This window comes from Gemmatimonadales bacterium (genome assembly GCA_030697825.1).
Classification (GTDB): Bacteria; Gemmatimonadota; Gemmatimonadetes; order Gemmatimonadales; family JACORV01; genus JACORV01.
The window spans coordinates 24,415-46,441 of sequence record JAUYOW010000199.1 but is presented as its reverse complement, the minus strand read 5'-3'; the positions used below and the strand labels follow the sequence as shown (position 1 = coordinate 46,441).

Sequence of the window (22,027 nt, the reverse complement as noted above, 5' to 3'; positions counted from 1 at the left end):
GAAGCTGTGGTCACATTCCCTCCACGAGGGCCCGGAACTGCCGGCCGCGGTCTTCCGCGTTCGCGAACATGTCGAAGCTCGCGCACGCGGGAGACAGCAGGACCGCGTCTCCCGGCTTGGCCAGCTCACCGGCCTTGGCGAGCACGGCCGCGAAGTCGCGGCCGCCGCGCACCACGGTCGTGGCGCCGTCGAGCGCCTTCGCGACCAGCGGCTCAGCCTCGCCGTACGCCACCACACCGCGGGCGCCGCGCAGCACCCCACGCAGCTCGGCGAAGTCGCTGCCCTTGTCCTTCCCGCCGATGAGCAGCACGACCGGCCGCTCGATGCTCCGGATCGCGGAGAGACACGAGGACACCGTCGTGGCCTTGGAGTCGTTGACCCACAGCACGCCGCGCACCTCGCGCACCGGCTCGAGCCGGTGGGGCAGCGGCCGGAACGTGCGAAGGGCCTGCGCGACGACCTCCCGGTCCACTTCGGCCGGCACCGCGAGCACGGCCGCCAGCGCGTTCGCCGCGTTGTGGTCACCCAGGAGCGCGAGGTCGGAGCGACGGAGGAGCGGCGTCCCGCGCAGCACCAGCCAGCCGGCCGCGCGATCGTAGTACCCTTCCGCGGAGCGTCGCTCCAGCGAGAACAGCTCCTGCACGCCCGGCACTCCCGCGGTCATCGAGAGAACGGCTCCGTCATCCGCGTTCAGCACCCAGCGGCTCTCCCGCGTTGCGTGACGGAAGAGGAGGCGCTTGTCGGCATAGTAGGCCTCCACCGACGCGTACCGGTCCAGGTGGTCGGCGGAGAGGTTCGTGAGCACGCCCACGGCTGGCCTCAGTTCCGGGCAATCGTGGAGCTGGAACGAGCTGGCCTCGACGGAGAGCCATGCCTGCGTCGCACCCGAGGCCGCGACATCCGAGAGCGGGCTCCCGATGTTTCCCGCTGCGACCGCCGGCCCGAGGCCGGCGGCGCTCAGGAGATGAGCGACGATCGCCGAGGTGGTGGACTTGCCCTTGGTTCCCGTCGCGACGATGAGCCGCGTACCCGGGAGGAAGCGTGCCGCCAGGTCCAGCTCGGAGATCACCGGCACCCCGGCGCCGGCGGCCGCGCGGACCGGCTCCGCGTCCGGTGGAACGCCGGGTGAGAGGACGACCATCGCCGCCCGCGCGATGCGCGCCAGGTCGTGCCCGCCGAGCTGTACCTCGCATCCCGCGGCGCGCAGCGTGGCCGCGGTCTCCGCCAGGGCCGGTGGGTCGGCCGTGTCGGAGCCGTACACGCGCATTCCGTTCTTCCGCAGCAACGCGCAGGCCGCCTTCCCGCTCCGCGCCAGGCCGATCACCGCGACCTCGCCCTGCCGCCACGAAGCCGGAATCACCGGATCTTGAGGGTCGAGAGCGCGACGAGCGCGCACAGCAGGCCCAGGATCCAGAACCGCGTCACCACGGTGGACTCGTGCCAGCCGAGCTGCTCGAAGTGATGGTGGAGCGGCGCCATCCGGAAGACGCGGTGCTGCTCGGCGTAAGGACGGCCGTGGCGTCGCAGCCGGTACTTGAAAACGCGCCGCTGGATCATCACCGACAGCGTCTCCGCCGCGAACACGCCGCCCACGAGCAGGAGGAGGAACTCGGACTTGAGCAGGATGGCCACCGTCCCAATCGCCCCACCGATGGCGAGCGCCCCGGTGTCGCCCATGATCACCTTCGCGGGGTGCGCGTTGAACCATAGGAACCCGATGCACGCGCCCATCAGGCTAGCGCAGAAGACGGCCAGCTCGCCCGAGCCCGGGAGATAGAAGACCTTCAGGTACTCCGAGGTGTCCGTCCGGCCGAAGATGTAGGCGAAAGCGGCGAAGCTGACCGCGGCGATCGCGCTGAGTCCGGCGGCGAGCCCGTCGAGGCCGTCGGTGAGGTTCACCGCGTTGGTCGTTCCGGTCACGATGAAGGTCACGAACGCCGCGTACAGCGGCCACCACATCACGACGTACACGTACTTGAAGAACGGCAGCGTGGTCGCGGTCGGCGGGAGGACGGTGCCGGTCCACGGGAACGCCAGCAGCAAGCCGGAGAGCGCGAGGCCGAACACGATCTGGCCGGCGAGCTTGTAGCGCGCCACGAGCCCGCGCGAGCTGTGCTGCACTACCTTGAGGTAGTCGTCCACGAAGCCGATGGCGCCCATCCACAGCAATGCGAACAGCGCGACCAGCACGAAGCGGTTGTCGAGCCTGGCCCAGAGCAGCGTGGGCAGGAGCGTCGCGGCGATGATGATGAGGCCGCCCATCGTCGGGGTGCCGCGCTTGCCCAGGTGCGTCGCGGGTCCCTCGGAGCGCACGATCTGCCCGATCTTGTGCGCCTGGAGCCACTCGATGATGGCCGGCCCGAGGAAGAAGGCGAGGAGGAGCGCCGTGACCGTGGCCGCCGCGGCTCGGAACGAGATGTAGCTGACCAGGTTCGCCAGGGCGAACTGCCGGGCGTACGGATAGAGCAGATGATAGAGCACTAGTGCGCCTCGGCGGCGGTGAGGGTCGGCCAGAGGAGGGGGAAGATCCGCTCGAGCGCCACCCCGCGCGACGCCTTGAACAGCACCACGTCCCCGGCACGGAGCCTCTGCTTCAGCGGCTCGGCGATCGCTTCGGGGGTGTCGCCCAGCAGCAGCTGCTTCGACTCGATCCGGTCCTGCAGCGCCTCGAACGCCGGCACGAAGTCGCCCACGGCCGCGACGAGATCCGGTTTCACCGCGAGCACCGCGTCCGCGGCGGCGGCGTGCAGGTCGGACGAAGCGGCACCAAGCTCGCGCATCGTGCCGACTACGATAACCACGCGCCGGTCCCCACGAACGCTGGCGAGCAGATCGAGCGCAGCGCGCAGCGACGTCGGGTTGGCGTTGTAGCTGTCGTTGATGACGGTGACGCCGTCCACCTCGAACATCTCGCTCCGGCCGCCCGGGATGCGGGCCGCCTGGAGCGCCGGCGCCGCCGCTTCCAACGGTACGCCAAGCGCCTCCGCCACCGCCAGCGCGATGAGCGCGTTCCCCACCATGTGCCGGCCGCGGAGCGCGAGCTCCACCGGGACGCCGCGCACGGTGAAGCGCGGGTGGCCATCCCCGAGGAGCACGACGTCCTCCGCGGTCCAGTCGGCCGGCGCGCCCTCGCCCGCCGTGACCACGCTCTTCGCGGCGCGGCGCGCCGCCTCGGCAAGCTCGGGCGGCTGCAAGCCCACGATCGCCTTCGGTGCCCCGCCCAGCAACGCGACCTTCTCCTCGAGCACGTTCTCCGGGCCGCCGAAGCCCTCGAGGTGGCCGGGGCCGACGTTCGTGACGACCGCGATGTCGGGCCGAACGATCTCTCTCATCCGCGGGATCTCGCCGCGAAGGTTCGCGCCGCACTCGACCACCATTGCGCCGGCTTCGAGTGGCGCCGCGAGCACCGTGAGCGGGACACCCACCAGGTTGTTCAGGTTCCGCTCGGACTTGTGGACCGTCAACTTCGGCCCCAGCGCCGCCGCGATCAGCTCCCTGGTGCTCGTCTTCCCGTTGGTGCCGGTCACCGCGACCACCGGGCCGGAGAACTGGTCGCGACGATAGCGCGCCAGGCGGCCCAGCGCGGCCAGCGTGTCGTCCACCTCGAACCAGTCGAAGCCGGGCCACCGCGGCGTGCCCTTCCGGACGATCACGCCGCCCACCCCCGCGAGCCGCGCATCGCTCAGGAAGCCGTGGGCGTCGAACCGCTCGCCCTTGAGCGCGACGAACAGCTGCCCTTCCTCGAGCGATCTCGTGTCAGTCGAGAGGCCGGTGTACGAGTGGTCCCAGCCGGCGGGCGCGAGGCCGAGGGCCTCCGTCACCTGCTTCGCGGTCCAGGCGAATGTCGTCACTTGGCCAGCGCCTGGATGGCTTCCGCCACCACGTCGCGCTCATCGAACGGCAGCCGCTCCGTGCCGACCACCTGGTACGTCTCGTGTCCCTTTCCGGCGAGGAGGATCGTATCCTCGGGCCGCGCGATGGCGACGGCGCGAGCGATGGCGGCGCGGCGGTCCACGATGCGCAGGTGCGGCGTCTTCCCCATTCCCTCCTCCACATCGTCGAGGACGCGTGACGGAGACTCGGTCCGCGGGTTGTCCGAGGTCAGGATCGGAAGGTGGGCGCCCTCGGCTGCGATGGCGCCCATGGCGGGCCGCTTTCCCCGGTCACGATCGCCCCCGCACCCGAACACCAGGATGAGGCGCCCCTTCGTCAGTGGCCGTACGGCGGCGAGGGCGCGCTGGAGCGCGTCGGGGGTGTGCGCGTAGTCGCGCAGCACCACGCACGGCGACTCGGCCACGCGCTCCATCCGGCCCGGCACCTGCGGAGTGCGGGAGAGGCGCGCGGCCACCTCATCGAGGTCGCGGCCGAGCGCGATGGCGGCTGCGGCGGCGCCCAGCGCGTTCTCGACGTTGAAGCGGCCGAGGAGCGGCAGCACGACCTTCGCCGATTTCCCGCGGGCCGTGATCGTGAACCGCATCCCCAGCGCGTCGCCCTCGATCGCGGTGGCCCGGACGTCGGCGGGCACTACCAGGCCGAAGGTGAGGCGCTCCGGGCGCGGAGGGAGGCGCTGCCACGCGGGGTCGGCGGCGTTGGTTATCTCGTAGCCGTGGTCCGCGAGATAGCTCGACAGCTTGAGCTTCGCGCCGAGGTACGACGCCTCGTCTCCGTGGTAGTCGAGGTGGTCGCGCGTGAAGTTGGTGTACACTGCTGCCCGGAATGCCAACCCGTAGATCCGATCCTGGTCGAGACTGTGCGACGAGACCTCGATGGCGACGGTCTTGCACCCGGTGTCACGAAGCGCGGCGAGCGCGGCCTGAAGCTCGACGGGGCCGGGAGTCGTGAGGTGCCCGGTGTCCGGGAGCGTTCGGCCTTCGCCGTCGATCGCGCCCAGAGTTCCGAGAGATCCCGCCGGCGCGGTGTCCCCGAACAGCTGGCGCAGGAGATGCGCCGTCGTAGTCTTGCCGTTGGTGCCGGTCACCGCGAGAAGCTGTAGTGAGTACACCGGGTCGCCGTACGTGAGCGAGGCCGCGATGGCCGCGGCGCGACGCCCGTTCTGCACCTCTATCTGTGGTATCGCCACGCCGCCCACCCGGCGTTCCACCACCGCGCAGGCCGCGCCCGCCTGCTCCGCAGCGGGCAGGTAGGCATGGCCGTCCACCACCGAACCGGCGTAGGCCACGAACAGCGCGCCCATCCCGACCTTACGGCTGTCGGTCGTGACGCCCGTCAGCTCGGCCGGAACTGCACCCGGCCACCGTACCAGCTGGCCCGCCTCGGCGAGCCGATCCCTCAGCGCGTCAGCCCGCACGGGCGCTCTCGGTGTGGATGACGACGGTGCTGCCGCGCGGGGCGTTCTCCCCCGCGGCGGGAGTTGTCGCCGCCGCCTTCCCCCACCCTTCGATCTTGACGCGGAACCCGCTCCGATGCAGCGCCCGGGCCGCGGCCCGGACCGGCAGTCCGGCCACCGCCGGCACCGCGCGCGGAGCGCCGACCACGGAGACGGCGGCTCGGGGATCCAGCGGCCACCCGACCACGACCGGCGCCACCCCGGCCTCAGGCTGCGTCGGGCCCATCTCCGGCGCGCGGCGGCGCGAGAGCCGGCCGCGGTCGAGCGTGACGTTCGGCGTCGCCAGCGCCGCTTCCAGAATCGTCCGTGTCACCGGCGCCGCCGTCGAGCCGCCGAAGTAATCGCCCTCAGGGTCGTCGATCTTCACGACCAGCACCAGCTGCGGGTCCACCGCCGGGAAGAGGCCGACGAAGCTCGCGGTGTGATGTCCCTCCAGATAGCGGCCGCGGATGTTGCGGCGCGCGGTGCCCGTTTTTCCGGCCACCGCGTAGGTGCCGAGCGCCGCCTGCCGCCCCGTCCCTTCCTCCACGACGCCGCGCAGCATGTGCGCGAGCTGAGAGGCGACGTCGGGGCTCACCACGCGGCGTACCGGCCGTGGCAAGTGCCGCCATCGCACGGCGCCGTCCGTGGCGCGCACTTCGCGCACGATCGTCGGCTCGAGGAGGATCCCGCCGTTGGCGAAGACCGCGTAGGCCGCCGCGAGCTGGATCGGAGTGACGGCCAGCTCGTAACCCATCGCGAGGCTGGCCGGGCTCTCGGCGGTCCACCCCCGCGGCGAGCGCAACCGTCCCGCGGTCTCGCCCGGCAGCTCGATGCCCGTCACCGCGCCGAAGCCGAAGTCGCGCAGCGCCTCGTACTGCTCCACCGCGGTGAGGCGCGCGCCGAGCTTGGCGATGCCGATGTTGCTGGAGAGCCGGATCACGTCCGACAGCGTGAGCATCGCCGCGCCGTGGACGTCGTGGATCACCCGGTCGCCGAGTTGGAAAGTGCCGTGCTCCGCGAAGACGCTGTCGTGCGGCGTCGCCTTGCCGAGGCGGAGCAGCGCCGCCACGGTGAATGGCTTGGCGGTGGAGCCCGGCTCGAACGCCTCGCCGACCAGGCCGCCGCCCGATTCCGCATCGCGGCGCACGCTGGCGATCGCCAGTATCTCGCCGGTCTCGGGTTGCAGGATGACGACGTCGCCGCCGGCCGCATGCGCCTCCGCGACGGCACCCTGGAGCGCGCGCTCCGCGATCTCCTGCAGCTCGGCGTCGAGCGCCAGCACCACGTCGGCACCGTCCAACGGCTCGGCCACCGGGCGGGACGGGGACGGATAGGTCCGGCCGCGGTGGTCGCGCAGCATCACGGCCATGCCGGCCCGGCCGGCCAGGACCGAATCGAAGGCGCGCTCCAGGCCGCTGGCGCCGCGCCCCCGCACGTCCACGCGACCGATGATCTTCGAGGCGAGGTCCGGCCGGGAGTAGAAGCGCTCCAGGCGCCGCCGCAGGTAGACGCCGCGCAAGTTCTTGAGCGGCGCCACCCTGCCCCACGGGTAGGGGCCCGGCCACTCGTACCACACCCGGCCGGAGCGCACCGCGGCAGCGACCGCGGCCGGTGGCCGGTCGAGGGCGCGAGCCAGCAGCAGGGTGGCGCGGGCCGGGTCGTCCAGCTCACGCGGGGCGAACCCCACCGCGAAGGTCTCCAGGGAAAGGGCGAGCGCCACGCCGTTGCGGTCGTAGAGCGTGCCGCGACGGGACGGGAGCGCGACGCGAGTGGTCTGTTGCGCGGCCGCCCGCGCGCGCCACTCGCCCCCCTGCACCAGCTGGAGCTGCGCGGCCCGCACGACCACGGCCGCCGCCGCGAGGCCGAAACCGGTCGCGATCAGCGTGAGGCGCGAAGGAACCCTTGGCACGCCCTTACCTGGAACGAGGGTCCTGCAGAATGATGATCTCCGAGTCCTGAGGCAAGCGCAGGCCCAGCCGGCGCTCGGCTAGCGGCACCAGCACGGCTCGGCTGCGCGCCTTCAGGATCTCGGCGGCGGCGGTAGCCTTGGACACCTCGAGCGCGCCCCGCGCCACCGCCAGCGCTCGAAGCTCGTCGGCCGCGGCGCGCGCCGCGGTCCGCCGCCACACCACTACCCAAGCCACCGCCAGGAATCCCCCCAGCCACAGGGCGAGCCAGTGACGGCCCTTGAGGTTCACGCCGCCTTCCTGAACGCCCGCAACCGGGCGCTGCGGGCGCGCGGGTTGGCCGCGACCTCGTCCGGCGTCGGCACGATGGCCCGCTTGGTGACCACCGTCCCCAGGGCGCGGCCGCGGCAGGTGCACACCGGCTGCCGCGGCGGGCACCCGCAATCGCGAGCCCACTCGCGGAAGACGTGCTTCACGATGCGGTCCTCGCCAGAGTGGTAGCTGATCACCGCCAGCACGCCGCCCGACGAAAGGACGCCCAGTAGTCCGGGGAGCGCCCGTGCCAGCCGATCCAGCTCACCGTTGACGGCGATCCGCACCGCCTGGAAGAGCCGCGCGAAGTCAGCGGGGCCACTACGGGGGCCCAGAACGGCGCGAATGGCGTTGACGAGGTCGTCGGAGACGGCGAAGGCGTGGGAAGCGCGCCGGCGCACGAGCTCGCGGGCCAGGGCCCTCGCTCGCGGTTCGTCGCCGAAATCGGCGAAGGCGGCGCCGAGCTCCGCGGCGGGGGCATCGTTCAGCCATTGAGCGGCGGTCGGTCCGTCATCGGCGGTCATGCGCATGTCGAGCGGTGCGCCGGGGCGGAACGTGAAGCCGCGCGATGCATCGTCGATCTGGGGAGACGAGACGCCGAGGTCGAGGAGGATCCCGTCCGGCGCCAAGGACGATATGTCCGAGTCGCGGGCGGCATCGGCGAAATCAAGCTGCCTCACGGTCGCCGACTCGCCGAGCGTGGCGCGCGCGGCGCGCACCGCATCGGGGTCGCGGTCGATCGCAACGACCAGCGCGCCGGCCTCAGCCAGGCGACGGGCGTGGCCGCCGGCGCCGGCCGTGCCGTCGAGGATGCGGCGGCACCCGGACAACAGCCCGGCGACCTCTTCGAGCAGCACACTTCGGTGCTCGAAGACCGCCACCGCGCCAACGGGCCGCAGCCCACCCCCAGCATCACCCGTCACCCGTCACTCATCACATGTCACCCATGACCATCGCCCGAAAAGGAAACGCCCCGCCTGCCTCGGCAGGTGGGGCGTGGATGGCGGGGCTGACGGGGCTCGAACCCGCGACCTCCGGTGTGACAGACCGGCGCTCTAACCAGCTGAGCTACAGCCCCCCGCGGGTAAGCCATTCAATATAGAAACCTCGGAGGACCGGTACAAGCGCTCAACGGCAGAAATTCCGGGTCATCGCGTCCGACCGCTGCTTATATGTCGGAATGACCTGCGTCAACAGCTGGTTGGCCTGCTCGCGGTTCTGCGCCGCGCCCGCGATGATGTTCTGCTCCGCGTTGCTCCAGAGCTCCTGCGCGCGACGCGCCGCGTCGCAGTTCCGATTGTTGCCGGCGGCCGTGTCCGACACCAAGCCCTGCTGGACCTGCGAGAGACCCAGGTAGTAGGATGCCGTGACGAGGATGCGGCCCGTGGCGTACGACCTCGCCTGGCCCAATCGCTGCTCGGCCAGCGGGTAGTTCGGGGGCGGCTGGAGCGCTCGGACCCCGCCCGACAGCCACACCGACGCCGCCGAGTTCCTGAGGGTCGAGTCGACCGCGGCGGCCTCCGTCGCCTGGAACAGCGCCGAGTCCACCTGGTTCATGCCGAGCAAGTAGGTCGCGTAGACCAGATGCCCCCGGCCGGCCGTCGGCACCTGGCGCACATACTCGCGTATGGCGGCCACCGCGCCGGCCGTGTCGGCGCGTGCGTAGGACAGGTTAGCCAGGTTGTACCAGTAGAGCGCTTGTTGCGGGAGCCGGCGGGTCGCGATCCGCGTCCACACGAGCAGGTTGGCTGAGTCCGGCACCTGCTGGTAGTAGTTGGTGATCCGGTATACGAACAGCGAGTCGATGTTCGCCGAGTCCACCTCGGCGACCTGCGCGAGCGTCGCCGCCGCGTCCATCCAACGGCGGGCCGCCGCGAGCGCGATGCTCCTGGCGTTGAGCAGCGTGACGCTGCTCGGGCTCCCGGCCAGCCCTTCGTCGATGAGGGCGACGGCGCTGTCAGCCATGCCGTGCTGCACGAAGAGGCGGGCCGTGTTCACCCGTAGAGTGTCATTCCTGAGCTCGACCTTGAGGATGTGGTGCAATTGGTGCAGCAGATTGGCCGTGTCTCCTCGCTCCTCGTAGACGCGGGCGAGTTGGCGCAGCACGAGCGAGTTGAGAGAATCCGACTGCTCGGCGCGCTGCAACGAGGCGAGCACCGAGTCGGAGGGCGCCCCCTGCGCGCGCCGGATGAGAGCCACACACAGGTGCGCGCCGGCGCTCTGCTGGTACTGCTGGAGCGCGCGGTCCGCCCCCTGCTGGGCGCGGGTGAAGAAGCGCGTCGAGTCGGCGGTGCTGCGCGCGTTCGCGAGCGAATCCACGGCGCGGCGGCAGTTGGTCGCCTGCTCGAACGAGCGGTAGGCGTCCGCGAGCCGGTTGGCGAGGTCCGAACCGGTGCCGCCGTTGGCGCGCGCGCGCGAAGTCATGATGGAGGCGGTCGCGCTCTGCGGCGCGAGTCCGGAGGTCTCAGCGAGCCGGGCGATCACCAGCATTGAATCGCCCCTACGGAGGATGTTGCCCTCGACCAGGATGCGGACGTTGAGGAAGCGCGCGAGCTGCCGCGCCACGCTCGGCTCGAGCGGCATGTCCTGAGGGAAGCCGCTGGCGACGAGCGCCTCGTTCATCCCGGCTTTGGGGATCACGTTGAAGGTCTGAGAGCGGGACAGCCGCATCCGTTCGCGCAGCCCGTCGGGGATACCGACCGCCATCGCCGAGTCGGCGCTGTCCCGCGCGAACGGCACCACGAGCAGCTTCGGGGCATCCGGAGGCGACGTCATCACGCGCGCCAACTGCGCCGCCGCGGGCGCGACACCGTACGTCGCGGCCAGCAGGGTGAGAAGGGCCGCCCGGCAAAGGGTGGCAACGGGTGCGGCGCGCCAGATCATCCTATCCTCCGAGAACGTTCCACTGCTCGGTCGAAGATCACCGGCCACCCGATCCAATGGGCGAAGAGGGATTCGAACCCCCGACATCCTGCGTGTAAGGCAGGCGCTCTGGACCAGCTGAGCTATTCGCCCGATCGGGTGCTACAGGATCAAACCGAGCGGCAGAAACACGCAGTAGCCCAGCACCAGAAGCAGCGGCGCCGCGGTCGTCGATCCCCTGGACAGCAACAGATACCCGACCGCCAACGCGGCGACCGCGCCTCCGAGGAAGAGGGCGTTGACGGGCCCGAACTGCAGCCGCGACTGAGGGCCGGAACTTTGCATAGCGGTTGAGGATAGCCGGGCTCCGAAACCAGGTCAAGCGCCGCTGTTCCCGGGCGGCGGCGGAACCCCACCGGCCTCGATCGTCTGTAGCATCTCCCTGCACTTCTTACCCCAGGGATTGAACTTGTTCGCCGCGAAACCGCCCTCCCAGGATGCCTTGGCCGCCTCCTGGTCCCCGGCGTACCACTGGGCCCGCCCCAGCTGGTAGTATGCCTCGATTAGGTTGGGGCCCAGCTCCAGCGTCTTCCGGAAGAAGTTGTCCGCGTCCTCGTACATCTCCCGCTCGAGGTAGACGAGGCCGAGGTAGTAGTGCGCGTAGAGGGTCGCCTTCTTGTCGTTGGCCATTCGGATGGCCTTCGACAGGTGCTCGATCGCCTCGCCGAAGATGCGTTTCTTGAGGCAGATGTAGCCGACGTTTATGCGAGCGAGCGAGTTGTTGGGCTCTCTCATCAGGACCTTCTGGAAGGTCATGAGTGCGTCGTCGTAGTCCTCCTTCAGCATTTGCGCCCAGCCCAGGAGCGACTCCGTTTGCGCGTCGTTCGGCGAGAGCTCCATCGCCTTGTTGAGCGCCTGGATGGAACCGGCGTAGTCGCCAAGCGAGAGCAGGCTCCAGCCCTTCTCGATGAAGGTCGAGGCGCCGATGTGGTCGGAGTGGATCACCGGCTTCTCGCCGGAGAACTCGGGCGCCGTGGGCTTGGTGCCCGCCGCGAGCTGCTTGTAGCGGTCCACCAGCACTTTGATCTCGTCCTTCAGCGCCGTCAACTCGCCGATGGCCGCATCCACCTGCTTGAAGAAGCCGATGATGTCCTTTTTAGACGCGTCCAGCTCGGCCTGGCCATTGGCCGCGTCGAGCGCGGCGGAGATCTGGGCGTAGCGGGAGCGCAACGCGCCCCCCAGCTCGTCAGCCATGGACCGGCTCCGCCTGGATGGCCTCGAGCGAGATCCGCTCCGACGAAGTGACGAGCCGGCCGGTCTGAAGGAGGACGACCGTCCGCGCCCCGACCGTGATGATGCCCTGGATGTACTCGGCGGCGAGGCCGCGAACCACGGCGGGCGGCAGGCTGACGGCTTCGGAGCTGATACGCAGCACTTCGAGGACCGCGTCCACGATGACCGCCACATTCACCCCGTCGCACTCGAGTACCATCATCCGCGTTTCCTCGCGCAGGCGCGCATCGGCGAGCTCGAACCGCTTTCGCAGATCGATCACCGGCACGACCGCGCCGTGCACCTGCAGGATCCCCTCGAGGAAGGCGGGGGCCTTGGGCAGTGGCGACGGCGCCTCGTAGCGCAGAATGCGCTGGACGTGGAAGACGTTGAAGGCGAACTCCTGCCCGCCCACGCGGAAGACGACGACCTGGATGTCGTCACCTTGGCTCATGCCGGCTCCTCGATTGCGGTCAGGCGCTCGGCCAAGGCTTCCAGGTCGATCACCGTGACCAGTTCGGTACCCACGCGCCACACCCCCGCCGCCCACGACGCCGGCGCGCTCCCCACGAACGTCGCGCCGCCCTCCACGACCTCGAGCACTTCGTCCACCTCGAGAGCGACGGCCGCCTCGCCCACGTACACGACTACCGCCGTGTCCCCCACTGCCGGCGCCGGCACGCCCCCCGCTAGCAGCGCCCCGAGGTGAACCAGCGATAGGAACCGCTCGCGCAGCAGCATCACACCGCGCATCGCCGGAGTGCGCGCGGGCACTGCACGCAGCACCGAGACGTCCACCACCTCACGCACCATGCCCAGGCCGATGCCGTACCGCTCCCCGCCGGCGCGCACCACCAGGAAGGCCTCGGCCGCGATCACGCGCGTCCCGTCAGGCGCAGGCGCATCAGTTCGGTGGAGCTGCGCTCCGCGATGCGATCGAGCGGCGCCACCTCGCGCGCGCCCCCGACCTGCACCGCCGCGAGCGGCATGCCGTAGACTACCGCCGTATCGCGATCCTGGGCGATCGTCGCGCCGCCGGCCTCGCGTATGGCCAGCAGGCCCTCCGCCCCGTCGCGCCCCATCCCCGTCAGCACCACGCCCACCGAAGCCGGGCCGAACACCTCGGCGACGGAACGGAAGAGGTGGTCGGCGGCCGGCCGTACACCCCACAGCGTCGGCTCCCGCGAGAGCTCGAGCGTCGCCGCGCCGGCATGGCCGCGCACCCGAAGGTGGTAGTCGCCCGGCGCGATGTAGACGGTGTCGGCGTGGGCCACGACGCCGTGCTCGGCTTCCACCACCCGCAGCCGGGACTGGCTGTCCAGCCGCTCGGCGAGGCTCCTGGTGAAGCCGCCAGGCATGTGCTGCACGACCAGCGTCGCCGCCTGGAGCCCGGCCGGCAACGCCGGGATCACCTCCGCGAGCGCGCGCGGCCCCCCCGTCGAGGCGGCGATGGCCAGCGCGAGGCGCGCCGTTCCCGGGGTCTCCGGGCCGCGGGGTTGCGCGGGCCGCGGGCGCGCCATCACCCGCACGTGGCCCAAGTCCGCGGCCACCGCGGCGCGCAACGCGGCGATCAGCCGCGGCGCCACGGTCGCCGCCGAGTCCCTGCCGCTCCCGTCGGGCTTCTCGACCAGGTCCACCGCGCCCAGCTCGAGAGCGCGGATCGCTTCCTCGCAGTCGCGGCCCGCGCGCGCGCTCACCACGACGATGGGACGCGGCGTCTCGCTCATGATGTACCCGATCGCGCCCAAGCCGTCGAGCTCGGGCATGGACAAGTCCATCGTCACCAGGTCCGGCTGGTAGGCGTGCACCTTCCTGACCGCGTCGAGACCGTTGCGCGCCGTGCCGACGACGCGGAACTCGCCCGAACCCGTGATGATGTCCGAGAGTACCCGGCGCATCAGGGCACTATCGTCCACCACCAGGACGGACGGCCTCCGCTCAGACCTCTCGGTTCCCATGCGCGACCGACCGGACTTCGAGCCGACCATCCCGAAGATAGAAGTAGACCGATCGCCCGTGGGCCTTCCCGGTGTCCTCACCGACTATCGGGAGGTGCGCGGACTTCAGCACGTCCCTGGCCGCGAGCACGTTGCGCTCCCCCATGCCCGGCGCCCCGGGGGCGGAAGTGTTGGCGAACATGCTCGCGCCGCCGACCAGCCGCGCCCGCAACCGCCGCCGAGACGCTCCCAGGGCGGTCAGCCGCTCGAGCAGCACCGGCAGCGCCGTCTCCGGGAACTTGCCCGGGCGGGAGCGGTCCTGCGACAGCGCCTGCGACGGAAGCATCAGATGCGCCAGCGCGCCGGCCTGGGCGACCGGATCGTAGAGTGTCATCGCCACGCATGAGCCGAGGCCCAGCGTCACTAGGACCGTGTCTCCGGTGTCCGCCGCCCAGTCCGCGACCTTGACGATGCGCTCGTTCACGGCCGGCGGAATAGCCGCTCGCGCGGATCCTCGAGATGGAACTTGCCCCGCGGCGGCCCGAACAACGTCTCGACCTTGCCGAGCAGCAGGTAGCCGCCCGGCACCAGCGCGTCGAAGAGCCTCTGGAAGAGCCGCTCCTGAGTGGGGCGGTCGAAGTAGATGACCACGTTACGGCAGACGATGAGGTCGTACGGCGGATGCGGCGGAGGATCGCGCGTCAGGTCGTGCCGCATCGGGCGCACCAGGCGAGTGATGGCCGCATCGAGGCGGAACGGCGGCCCCGGAGAGAAGTACCGGTTCAGGAGGGCCTTCGGCACCTCTTCCACGGCGGGCGCCGCGTATTCGGCGCGCTTCATGGTCTCGATCACGGCGGGATCGAGGTCCGTGGCGTCGATGCGCACGTGGCTGCGCGCACCCGCCACCGCGCCCAGGGCGGCTTGCTCCGCGAAGAGGAGGGCGAGCGAGTACGGCTCCTCGCCGGTCGCGCAGCCGGCCGACCACACGGCGACTGCCCGGTGGTGGCCCGCCAACTCCGGGACCACCCGGCTCCGGAGCAGCGCGTAGGTCTCCGGGTTGCGGAAGAACTTCGTGACGTTGATCGTGAGCGCGTCGAGGAGCAGGTCGTACTCCTCGGGGGCGCGGTCGAGGACCGCGGCGTACGCGCCGAAGGTGTGGACGCCGCGGGCCCGCATCCGCACCGCCAGCCGCCGCCGCAGGCACGGCTCCTTGTAGCTGCTGATGGCGAAGCCCCGCATGCGCTCGATCTTGGCGAGGAGTGCGCCCAGCGAGGCATCATCCGGCGACGCGGCGGCCATCACCTCACCCGCTCCAGCGTCTCGAGGTTGCGCCGCGCCAGCTCGTGGGTTGGGTCCATCGCGATCACCTCGCGCCAGTAGCCCATCGCCTCGTCCTGGCGGAGTTGCTTGAAGGCGAGGTTGCCGAGCTTGAAGTAGACGTCCTCCCCGAGCCGCGGCGCGAGCTTGATGGCCCGCTGGTACGCCTGCTGCGCCTCCTCGGCACGGCCGCTCCGGTAGCAGAGGTCCCCGAGGTTCTTCGACAGCTGCGGGAGCGACGGGTCATCCTCGAGCGCGGCGGCGAGCAGTTGCTCGGCCCGCTCCAGCTGGCCGGCGCGCTCCAGCAGGGCCGCCAGGTTGTTGCGGAGCGGCGCGCTCTTGGGATAGCGGCCCACTCCCTCTTCAGCCACGGCGATCGCGCCCTCCTGAGCTCCCGCCACGACGGCGGCGAGCGCCCGCGCCCAGTACCACACCGCGGACGGGGGCTTCTCCCCGAGCAAGCCGCGCGCCCGGTCGAGACGCTCGACCGCCTCCTCACCAAGCCCGCGCTTGAGCGCTACCACACCCCAACCGACCAGGACGCGCGCGTCGTTAGGCGCGCGCGCGGCCGCGGCGGCGAACGCGGCGTCGGCCTCGGCGAGCCGCCCCATCTGCTCCAGCGCCACCGCCAGGTTGTGCAGCACCGCCCCGCGTCCGCCGCTCTGCTCGACCGCGTGGCGCAGTGCGTCCACCGCGTCGCCCCACCGGGACTGCCTCAGCGCGACCAGGCCGAGGAAGAAGTGCGCCTGCTCGTCCTGGGCGCGAAGGTCCACCACGCGGTGGAACTCCCGTCCCGCCTCGTCGAACATCCCGGTCTTGTAGAACGCCAGTCCGAGGTTACGGTGTTCCTCGACTCGCCGCTCGTTGGCCGCGGGCGCCCCCTCGAAAGCCTGCGTCTTTCCCAGGCGGTGGGCGAAGCCGGCGGTGATGAGGCCAAATAGCGCCTTGCCGACCTCGAATTCGAGCAGGCCCGAGTCCTCCAGGACGCGCGCCACGTCGCGCTGGCCGTCGAGCAGCCGGATTATCCGCTCCTGTTCAGCGGTAAGATGCACGTCCGAGGTCTCGAGCCGCTGCCGCTCGACCACGAAGATCAGGTCGAAGCTCGGGATCTTCTTCTCGATGAGGCTCCACTCGTCCACCCGCCGCGCGCCCTCGAGGAGGAGGGACTCGGGGCCGATGCGGACCAAGAAGTCCTGCTCTTCGGGACGGACCTCGCTCTCGAAGCTGAACGTCCCCGACGACCACGTGAAGAGGTAGTAGACCGCCTCTTCGATCTGCACCCGCATGTAGCGCTCGAGGTCCGGACGCGAGAGGGCGCCCATCTCCACCAGGATCTCGCCCAGTCGCTTGTTGCGCACCTTCGCCTGGCGGTCGATGGCGGCCTGGAGCTGTTCGCCGGTGATGAGGCCGCTCTTGACCAGGATGTCGCCGAGGCGGTCCCGCCGGTTGACGATCGAGGCGTAGGTGATGGAGCCCGCGTCGAAGAAGATGTAGCCGAAGTTGCTCCGGTCTGCGACCGAGAGGCACCCCGTCTTCTGCCCCATCGAGAGCAACTGGAGGACGTCGGGTAGGCTCGCTTCGCGCAGGCTGCCCTTGATCGCCATCAGCGCAGCTCCTCGATCAGCCGCTCACCTGCGTCGGGCCAGTCCCACACGATCTTCTCGCGGCTCGCGAGCGCGGGATCGAGTCCGGACGGGACCAGCGCCGAGATCGCCTGGGCCTGCGACGGGCGAGCCGTGCGGCCCTCGATCGCGGTCCGCGCCGTCCGCATGGTCAGCGCGGAGTCGGCGGAGCCCATGGACGACAGGGCTCGGTTCACGAGCCCCCGCACCGCCCGCGCGCTGTCGGCCGGCCGCGCGGCCAGGTACTGGACGACGTCGTCCTCAGCGGCGACGCCATGCGCCTGGAGCAGCTTCCGCACCATCTTCTCCCGCATGGTGCGGTCGGGCGCGCCGAGTTCCGCGACGAGGCCACCTTCGAACCGGGTGACAAGACGCGGCGCGATGTCCTTGAGCTGGGCCGGCAGGCGGTCGGCGGTGAAGACGAGCTGCTTCTCGGCGTCGGCTAGTGCGTTGAAGAGGTTGAGCAGCTCCTCCTGGGTCCGCTCCTTGCCCGCGATGAGCTGCACGTCGTCCACCAGGAGGGCGTCGGCGCGGCCGTAGCGGCGCCGCCACCACTCGATGTTGCCTCCGTCAATCGCCGCGACCAACTCCTCGACGAACGACTGGGAGGAGAGGCACGCGACCGTCGTGCCGGACGGCCCCGCGGCGAGCGCGTTTCCGACCGCATGCAGGAGGTGGGTCTTCCCCACCCCGCTCGGCCCCACGATGAAGAGCGGGTTGTACCGCCGGCCGGGCTCGCGCGCGATGAGCCGCGCCGCGCGCACCACGGCCTCGTTGGCCTGGCCCTCGATGTAGTCGTCGAAGGACAGCGCCGCGGAGGGCGCCGGGGGCGGGGCGGTACCCTCGAGCAGTCGCGCGGCGAACGCGCGCGCCTCGTCGAGTCGGTCGGGGTCTCGGAAACGCGCGTGCCCCGCCGCGGCGGCATCCAGCCCGGCCACCTCTCCCGCCAGGCGCTGCAGCTCCTCGACGTCGGCGGCGAACTTCGCGATCGCGCCGTCCACGTCGGGGACGCTCTCGCTGTGGAGCAGCTGCTCGAGCCGCGCGGTCCGGTAACCCTCGCCCTGCCACCGCATCACCGCTTCGCCGATGCGCGAGCGCCAGGCATCGAGCGACTGCGCCACCGTGCGCGTGACTGCGGAGAGAAAGGCAGAGAACTCGTCGCGGACCTCCTCGGCCGCGGCCGGCGGAGGCGGGGGCGCGGATGCGGCGGCCTCCCCGCCCTCGGACACTTCGCCGGTGAGGAGGGAGCGCGCGCCCTGCGGAGTGAGCGGCGTGTCGCTCACGGCCTGGAACGCGATCAGGCGGTTCACGAGCCCGACCAGCTCCCGCACGTTCGACGCGCCGACCTCCGCCACCGTCTCCAGCACGCCAGAGGCGAACACCATACCGCGCTCGTCGGACTTGCGCCGGAGGATCGCCAGACGGGTCTCGAAATCGGGCGCCGCCATGTCCACCAGGAGACCGCCGGAGAGGCGCGAGACCAGCCGCTCGTCCAGGTCCTGGATCTCCGACGGCGGCCGGTCCGACGTGAGGACCAGCTGGCACTCCGCGACCTGGAGCGCCTCGGAGAGGCGCAGCAGCTCCGACTGAAGCTCGCGGTGCTTGGCGAGGAACTGCACGTCGTCGATGAGCAGGACGTCGGCCTCTTCCGCGCTCCTCCGGAAAGCGTCGCTCTGGCCCGCCGCGACGGCGGCGTGGTACTGCTCGACGAACTCCTCGAGGGTCAGGTAGCGGACCCGCATCGCCGGCTGGCGATCGAGCACTCCGTGGCCGACAGCCTGGAGGAGGTGGGTCTTGCCGAGCCCCGACTTCGCGTAAAGGAAGAGAGGGTTGTAGGCGGCCCCGGGTGAGGCCGCGACGGCCTGCGACGCGGTCGCCGCGAGCCGGTTGCTGGCGCCCACGACGAAGGACTCGAACCGGAACCGTGGGTTAAGGTCCACGCTAGCCGCGCCGCGCGGCCGCTGCGCCCTCGCTCAGCTTGCGCAGCACTTCGGCACTGATCGCCTTGAGCGTCTCGAAGACACCAGCCCCGTGAAGCGCGTCGGCCGGGAAAGTCGGGTGCGCGCGGAAGTTGAGAGCATCGTCGAGCTCCTCCGGCGAGAGGATCAGCTCGCGCGGGAGGTCCTGCTTGTTGAACTGCACCACCGTGGGCAGGCCCCGGATGTCGATCCCGTGCTCGAGGACGTTGACGTGCAGGTTCTGCAGGCTTTCGATGTTCTCGTCGAGCTGGCGGATCTGGCTGTCGGCTACGAACACGACTCCGTCCGCGCCCTGGAGGACGAGCTTGCGGGTCGCGTTGTAGTAGACCTGGCCGGGCACCGTGTACAGCTGGAACTTGGTCGTGAAGCCCGAGATCGAGCCGAGGTCCAGCGGCAGAAAATCGAAGAACAGCGTCCGGTCGGTCTGGGTCGCCAGCGAGACCATCCGTCCTTTCCGGTCGTCCGGCACCTGGCTGTAGATGTAATGCAGGTTGCTCGTCTTGCCGGACCTACCGGGGCCGTAGTAGACGATCTTGCACGTGATCTCGCGCGTCGTGAAGTTCACGAGCGACATGGCGTCACCGGCGGAAAAGTGAAGTTAGACTGCTGTTGAGCTCAGACTCGAAGTCGGCGGCGAGGATCGGTTTCCGCTCCTGATCGACGGGCGCCGCCTGCTTGAGCGCCACCACGAACTCCTCGTGGAAGAGTTGCACCAGCCCGATGGACGTCTCCTTCCCGAAGACAGTGAGGGCGATGAGCGGCCCCCGCGGCGTGGCGCACGCGGCGAGATGAATGCCGTGCTTGTGGCCGGAGTGGTGGAGGGCGGCGAAACCCTCCTCACCCAACAGCTGCGCCAGCGCGCCGGAAGACGCCATGATCGCCGCGCCGAGGGCGCAGGCCGACATCAGGTCGACGGCGCGCGTGAATCCGTGTTGCGCGAGGACCTGCCCCGCCGGCGTCATGACGACGACGATGCGGGCGCTGGACTGGGCCACGTAGCGGACGAGCGGCAGCTCGGTCCAAGCTTCGACGACGGTAGTGCTCACTGGGCCGCTGCCTCCGCCGCGCGCATCATCTCGAGGCGCGCGAGCCCAATGTTGACGCCGGGGTCGGCTACCGCCACGACCAACAGTTCGGGCGGCGCCTGCGCCACCAGCAGGGTGCCGCCCTCGGCCGCCATCTGGATGAACCGGACCTTGCCGCCGCCGGTCGCGGCCGCCGCGCCGCTCACCTTCCTGGCCAGCGAGGCGGCGAACGCCGCCACCGCCCGGCCGTCCACTCCTTCCATCAGCAGCTGCTCGACCACGATCCCGTCGTCGGCCGCGACGAACATCGAGCCCCTCACGCCGCGCACGCGGGAGATGCGGTCGAGCGACCTGCTCAGATGGTCGGTCACGCGCCCTGGCCCTCCAGCCACCGGTGCGCCGCGCCGCGCGCCCGCTCCGCGAACCTCAGCGCCAAGCCGACCGGGATGCTGCGCTCGCGGCGCACCATCAGCAACGCCCCTTCGCCCACCGGCGCGAGCACGAGGTTGGCCGTTTCCGCCTCCGCCACGATCGTGCCCCACCCCCCCAGCGCCAGGTAGCCTGCCGTGCGCGACGCTTCGCCCGAAACGCCGGCGAGCGCCGCCGCCGCCAACTCCGATACGTCCGCGCCGCGCTCGTCCTTGAGGCCGCCGGCCACCACCAGGCCCCGCGCGTCCAGCAACAAGATGTCAGCGGTCGCGCCCTCGAGTCCAACGAACACCGGCGGGCGATCATCGCCCTGCGGCAATTCAGCCTCCGGTCGCCCACTCGGTGCGGTCGTCGGCTCCGCGGCCCGCGGACGCTCGGTCGGTCGGACCGCGCGCAGGGCGCCCTCGCTCGCGTCCTGGGGCCGCGTCGCCTCGACCACCGCAACCGGTGCCGGCGCGACCGACGCCGACGCGCCCGCGGGGGAGCCCACCCGGATCGACTCCAGCGCACGCCGCACCCCATCGTCCGCGGGGTTAGCCGCCAGAGCGTGCTCGAGGGTGTCGGCCGCGCGGTGCACGTCCCCTTGCCGGAAGAAGAGGAATGCGATCCCCTTGAGCGCGCCTGCGTGCTCCGGCGCGATCTCGAGCGCCCGCTCCCAGGCGGTGCGCGCCCGCGGGTGGTCGCCGAGGTCGGCGCAGATGCGCGCGAGGCAGTCGTGCCCGTCGGCGTGCTGCGGGTGGCGGCCCAGCCCGAACTCCGCGACGCGCAGCGCCTCTTCGCGCTGCCCGCGACGCCGCAGCGCCTCCGCCAAGTCGGCGTAGACCAGGCTCGAGGGGTCTCGCGCCAGCACCGCTGAGAGGGCCCGGATGTCGTCAGCCACGCGCGCCTCCCAGCAGCTGCTCCAACGTCGCCGCCGCCAGCTTCGCCGACGCGATCTGCTGGCGGGCGTCGGGCTCAGCCTCGCCGTCAACCAACCGCTCCCACCGGTCCCACTGCTCGCGCGCTTCACGGAACCGGCCGGTGGCGGCGAGCGCGAGCCCGAACCATCGGTACGGGTCCGCGATCTCGGGGTCGAGCCGGACCGCCTTGCGGCATTCCTCGACGGCTTCGCTCCAGTAGCCGTCCCTCAGGTGCGCGCGCCCGAGCACGAGGTGGACCCGCGCCTCGTCGGGCCGGAGCGATGCGGCGGCGAGCGCAGCCGCCTTGGCGGCCGCCACGTCGCCGGCCTCCAGCCGCAACTCCGCGGTGGCGAGCAGCGCCCCGGCGGCGTCGGTGATCGAGGCCCGCGGCTTCCGCTGCGCCGCCGGATCGTGCAGAGCGAGCACCCCCGTCGAGACCAGCCCGAACAGGGTCCGCGCTACCTCGAACTCCGACCGTCCCAGGCTCTGCGCCACCTGCCGCACGTCGCGCGCGCCGTCCACTTGCGCCAGCACCTCCCACTCGGCGGGCAGCAGGTCGAGGTGGGCCAACTCACCTTCCGCATCGATCGGCGCGAGCACGGGGATGACGTCGAGGTGCGGGATGTGGCTTTCGATCCTCGACCACTCGTCGATCCGCCGCGCGCCCTCCATCAGGAGCGTCTCGGTGCGGATCCGCACCATCGCGTCCGCCGGGACGCCGGCAAGCGGCTCCTCGGTGAACGAGAAGAAGCCCTCCTGCCACGACAGCAGCTCGAAGACCACCTCGGCAACGTGCATCTCCACCTGGCGCTCGAGCTCGCGCTGCGCTATCACGCCCATCTCGATCAGGATCTGGCCGAGCCGCCGCCGGCCCCCCTCGACCTCGCGCTCCTGGATCGCGCAAGCACGCTCGAGTTCCGCCTCGGTCACCTTCCCAGAGCGTACCAGCACGACCCCGATGCGGTGCGGGTTCGAGCGGATCTCGGCGTACACGATCGCGCCGCCGTCGAACGCGACCGTCCCCTCGTTGTTCCGGAGATGGCTCGTGATCCGCATCACCCCCGTCTTGCGCGACAGGTCGAGAAGCTGGAAGACGTCGTGGAGCCCCAGCTCTTTGAGCGGTCCCTCGATCGCCAT

General features: G+C 71.0%; 22 protein-coding genes and 2 tRNA genes. All 24 read right to left on the bottom strand.

All coding sequences use genetic code 11. The features are described 5' to 3' along the window. Nucleotides 1-10: 10 nt before the first annotated feature. Nucleotides 11-1,396 carry a UDP-N-acetylmuramoyl-L-alanine--D-glutamate ligase gene (gene murD / locus Q8Q85_10620; GenBank protein ID MDP3774706.1) on the bottom strand — a complete coding sequence of 462 codons (1,386 nt, stop codon included), beginning with the start codon at nucleotides 1,394-1,396 and terminating at the stop codon, nucleotides 11-13. Then, complete coding sequence (mraY, locus tag Q8Q85_10615) at nucleotides 1,357-2,481, bottom strand: phospho-N-acetylmuramoyl-pentapeptide-transferase (GenBank protein ID MDP3774705.1); 1,125 nt, start codon at nucleotides 2,479-2,481, stop codon at nucleotides 1,357-1,359. The genes murD and mraY overlap by 40 nt, the downstream gene beginning before the upstream one ends. Beyond that, on the bottom strand, nucleotides 2,481-3,851 hold the full coding sequence (murF, locus tag Q8Q85_10610) for a UDP-N-acetylmuramoyl-tripeptide--D-alanyl-D-alanine ligase (GenBank protein ID MDP3774704.1): 1,371 nt from the start codon (nucleotides 3,849-3,851) through the stop codon (nucleotides 2,481-2,483). Before murF ends, mraY begins: the two co-directional genes overlap by 1 nt. Then, a complete protein-coding gene (locus Q8Q85_10605; protein MDP3774703.1) occupies nucleotides 3,848-5,308 on the bottom strand; it encodes a UDP-N-acetylmuramoyl-L-alanyl-D-glutamate--2,6-diaminopimelate ligase in 1,461 nt (486 codons plus the stop codon). The genes murF and Q8Q85_10605 overlap by 4 nt, the downstream gene beginning before the upstream one ends. Further along, nucleotides 5,298-7,238, bottom strand: coding sequence for a penicillin-binding transpeptidase domain-containing protein (locus tag Q8Q85_10600; protein MDP3774702.1), 1,941 nt, complete (start codon nucleotides 7,236-7,238; stop codon nucleotides 5,298-5,300). Before Q8Q85_10600 ends, Q8Q85_10605 begins: the two co-directional genes overlap by 11 nt. 4 nt (nucleotides 7,239-7,242) lie before the next feature. Further along, nucleotides 7,243-7,527 (bottom strand): hypothetical protein, encoded by a 285-nt coding sequence (locus Q8Q85_10595; protein ID MDP3774701.1) that lies wholly within the window; start codon nucleotides 7,525-7,527, stop codon nucleotides 7,243-7,245. Beyond that, entirely contained in the window at nucleotides 7,524-8,471 is a 948-nt protein-coding gene (gene rsmH, locus Q8Q85_10590; protein ID MDP3774700.1) for a 16S rRNA (cytosine(1402)-N(4))-methyltransferase RsmH, read from the bottom strand. The genes Q8Q85_10595 and rsmH overlap by 4 nt, the downstream gene beginning before the upstream one ends. Nucleotides 8,472-8,549: 78 nt before the next feature. Further along, a tRNA-Asp gene (locus tag Q8Q85_10585) sits at nucleotides 8,550-8,626 on the bottom strand. A gap of 50 nt (nucleotides 8,627-8,676) precedes the next feature. After that, nucleotides 8,677-10,431, bottom strand: coding sequence for a hypothetical protein (locus Q8Q85_10580; protein MDP3774699.1), 1,755 nt, complete (start codon nucleotides 10,429-10,431; stop codon nucleotides 8,677-8,679). Nucleotides 10,432-10,488: 57 nt separating this feature from the next. Then, nucleotides 10,489-10,563 (bottom strand) — tRNA-Val (locus tag Q8Q85_10575). A 9-nt stretch (nucleotides 10,564-10,572) separates the two neighbouring features. Continuing rightward, entirely contained in the window at nucleotides 10,573-10,755 is a 183-nt protein-coding gene (locus Q8Q85_10570) for a hypothetical protein (GenBank protein MDP3774698.1), read from the bottom strand. Nucleotides 10,756-10,788: 33 nt separating this feature from the next. Further along, nucleotides 10,789-11,664, bottom strand: a complete 876-nt coding sequence (locus Q8Q85_10565; GenBank protein MDP3774697.1) for a hypothetical protein — start codon at nucleotides 11,662-11,664, stop codon at nucleotides 10,789-10,791. After that, entirely contained in the window at nucleotides 11,657-12,136 is a 480-nt protein-coding gene (locus tag Q8Q85_10560; protein MDP3774696.1) for a chemotaxis protein CheW, read from the bottom strand. The genes Q8Q85_10565 and Q8Q85_10560 overlap by 8 nt, the downstream gene beginning before the upstream one ends. Beyond that, nucleotides 12,133-12,561, bottom strand: coding sequence for a chemotaxis protein CheW (locus tag Q8Q85_10555; GenBank protein ID MDP3774695.1), 429 nt, complete (start codon nucleotides 12,559-12,561; stop codon nucleotides 12,133-12,135). Before Q8Q85_10555 ends, Q8Q85_10560 begins: the two co-directional genes overlap by 4 nt. Further along, on the bottom strand, nucleotides 12,558-13,640 hold the full coding sequence (gene cheB, locus Q8Q85_10550) for a chemotaxis-specific protein-glutamate methyltransferase CheB (GenBank protein MDP3774694.1): 1,083 nt from the start codon (nucleotides 13,638-13,640) through the stop codon (nucleotides 12,558-12,560). Before cheB ends, Q8Q85_10555 begins: the two co-directional genes overlap by 4 nt. After that, nucleotides 13,621-14,103, bottom strand: a complete 483-nt coding sequence (locus Q8Q85_10545) for a chemotaxis protein CheD (GenBank protein MDP3774693.1) — start codon at nucleotides 14,101-14,103, stop codon at nucleotides 13,621-13,623. Before Q8Q85_10545 ends, cheB begins: the two co-directional genes overlap by 20 nt. Continuing rightward, a complete protein-coding gene (locus Q8Q85_10540) occupies nucleotides 14,100-14,918 on the bottom strand; it encodes a protein-glutamate O-methyltransferase CheR (protein MDP3774692.1) in 819 nt (272 codons plus the stop codon). Before Q8Q85_10540 ends, Q8Q85_10545 begins: the two co-directional genes overlap by 4 nt. Further along, nucleotides 14,918-16,540 (bottom strand): tetratricopeptide repeat protein, encoded by a 1,623-nt coding sequence (locus tag Q8Q85_10535; GenBank protein MDP3774691.1) that lies wholly within the window; start codon nucleotides 16,538-16,540, stop codon nucleotides 14,918-14,920. Before Q8Q85_10535 ends, Q8Q85_10540 begins: the two co-directional genes overlap by 1 nt. Then, complete coding sequence (locus Q8Q85_10530) at nucleotides 16,540-18,498, bottom strand: DnaA/Hda family protein (protein ID MDP3774690.1); 1,959 nt, start codon at nucleotides 18,496-18,498, stop codon at nucleotides 16,540-16,542. The genes Q8Q85_10535 and Q8Q85_10530 overlap by 1 nt, the downstream gene beginning before the upstream one ends. 1 nt (nucleotide 18,499) lies before the next feature. Further along, the gene (locus Q8Q85_10525; GenBank protein MDP3774689.1) at nucleotides 18,500-19,111 is read right to left on the bottom strand and encodes a GTPase domain-containing protein; all 612 of its coding nucleotides are present in this window, start codon (nucleotides 19,109-19,111) and stop codon (nucleotides 18,500-18,502) included. A 4-nt stretch (nucleotides 19,112-19,115) separates the two neighbouring features. Beyond that, the gene (locus Q8Q85_10520) at nucleotides 19,116-19,583 is read right to left on the bottom strand and encodes a roadblock/LC7 domain-containing protein (protein MDP3774688.1); all 468 of its coding nucleotides are present in this window, start codon (nucleotides 19,581-19,583) and stop codon (nucleotides 19,116-19,118) included. Further along, on the bottom strand, nucleotides 19,580-19,933 hold the full coding sequence (locus Q8Q85_10515; GenBank protein MDP3774687.1) for a roadblock/LC7 domain-containing protein: 354 nt from the start codon (nucleotides 19,931-19,933) through the stop codon (nucleotides 19,580-19,582). The genes Q8Q85_10520 and Q8Q85_10515 overlap by 4 nt, the downstream gene beginning before the upstream one ends. Further along, entirely contained in the window at nucleotides 19,930-20,871 is a 942-nt protein-coding gene (locus tag Q8Q85_10510; protein ID MDP3774686.1) for a tetratricopeptide repeat protein, read from the bottom strand. Before Q8Q85_10510 ends, Q8Q85_10515 begins: the two co-directional genes overlap by 4 nt. Then, nucleotides 20,864-22,027 carry a DUF4388 domain-containing protein gene (locus Q8Q85_10505; protein ID MDP3774685.1) on the bottom strand — a complete coding sequence of 388 codons (1,164 nt, stop codon included), beginning with the start codon at nucleotides 22,025-22,027 and terminating at the stop codon, nucleotides 20,864-20,866. Before Q8Q85_10505 ends, Q8Q85_10510 begins: the two co-directional genes overlap by 8 nt.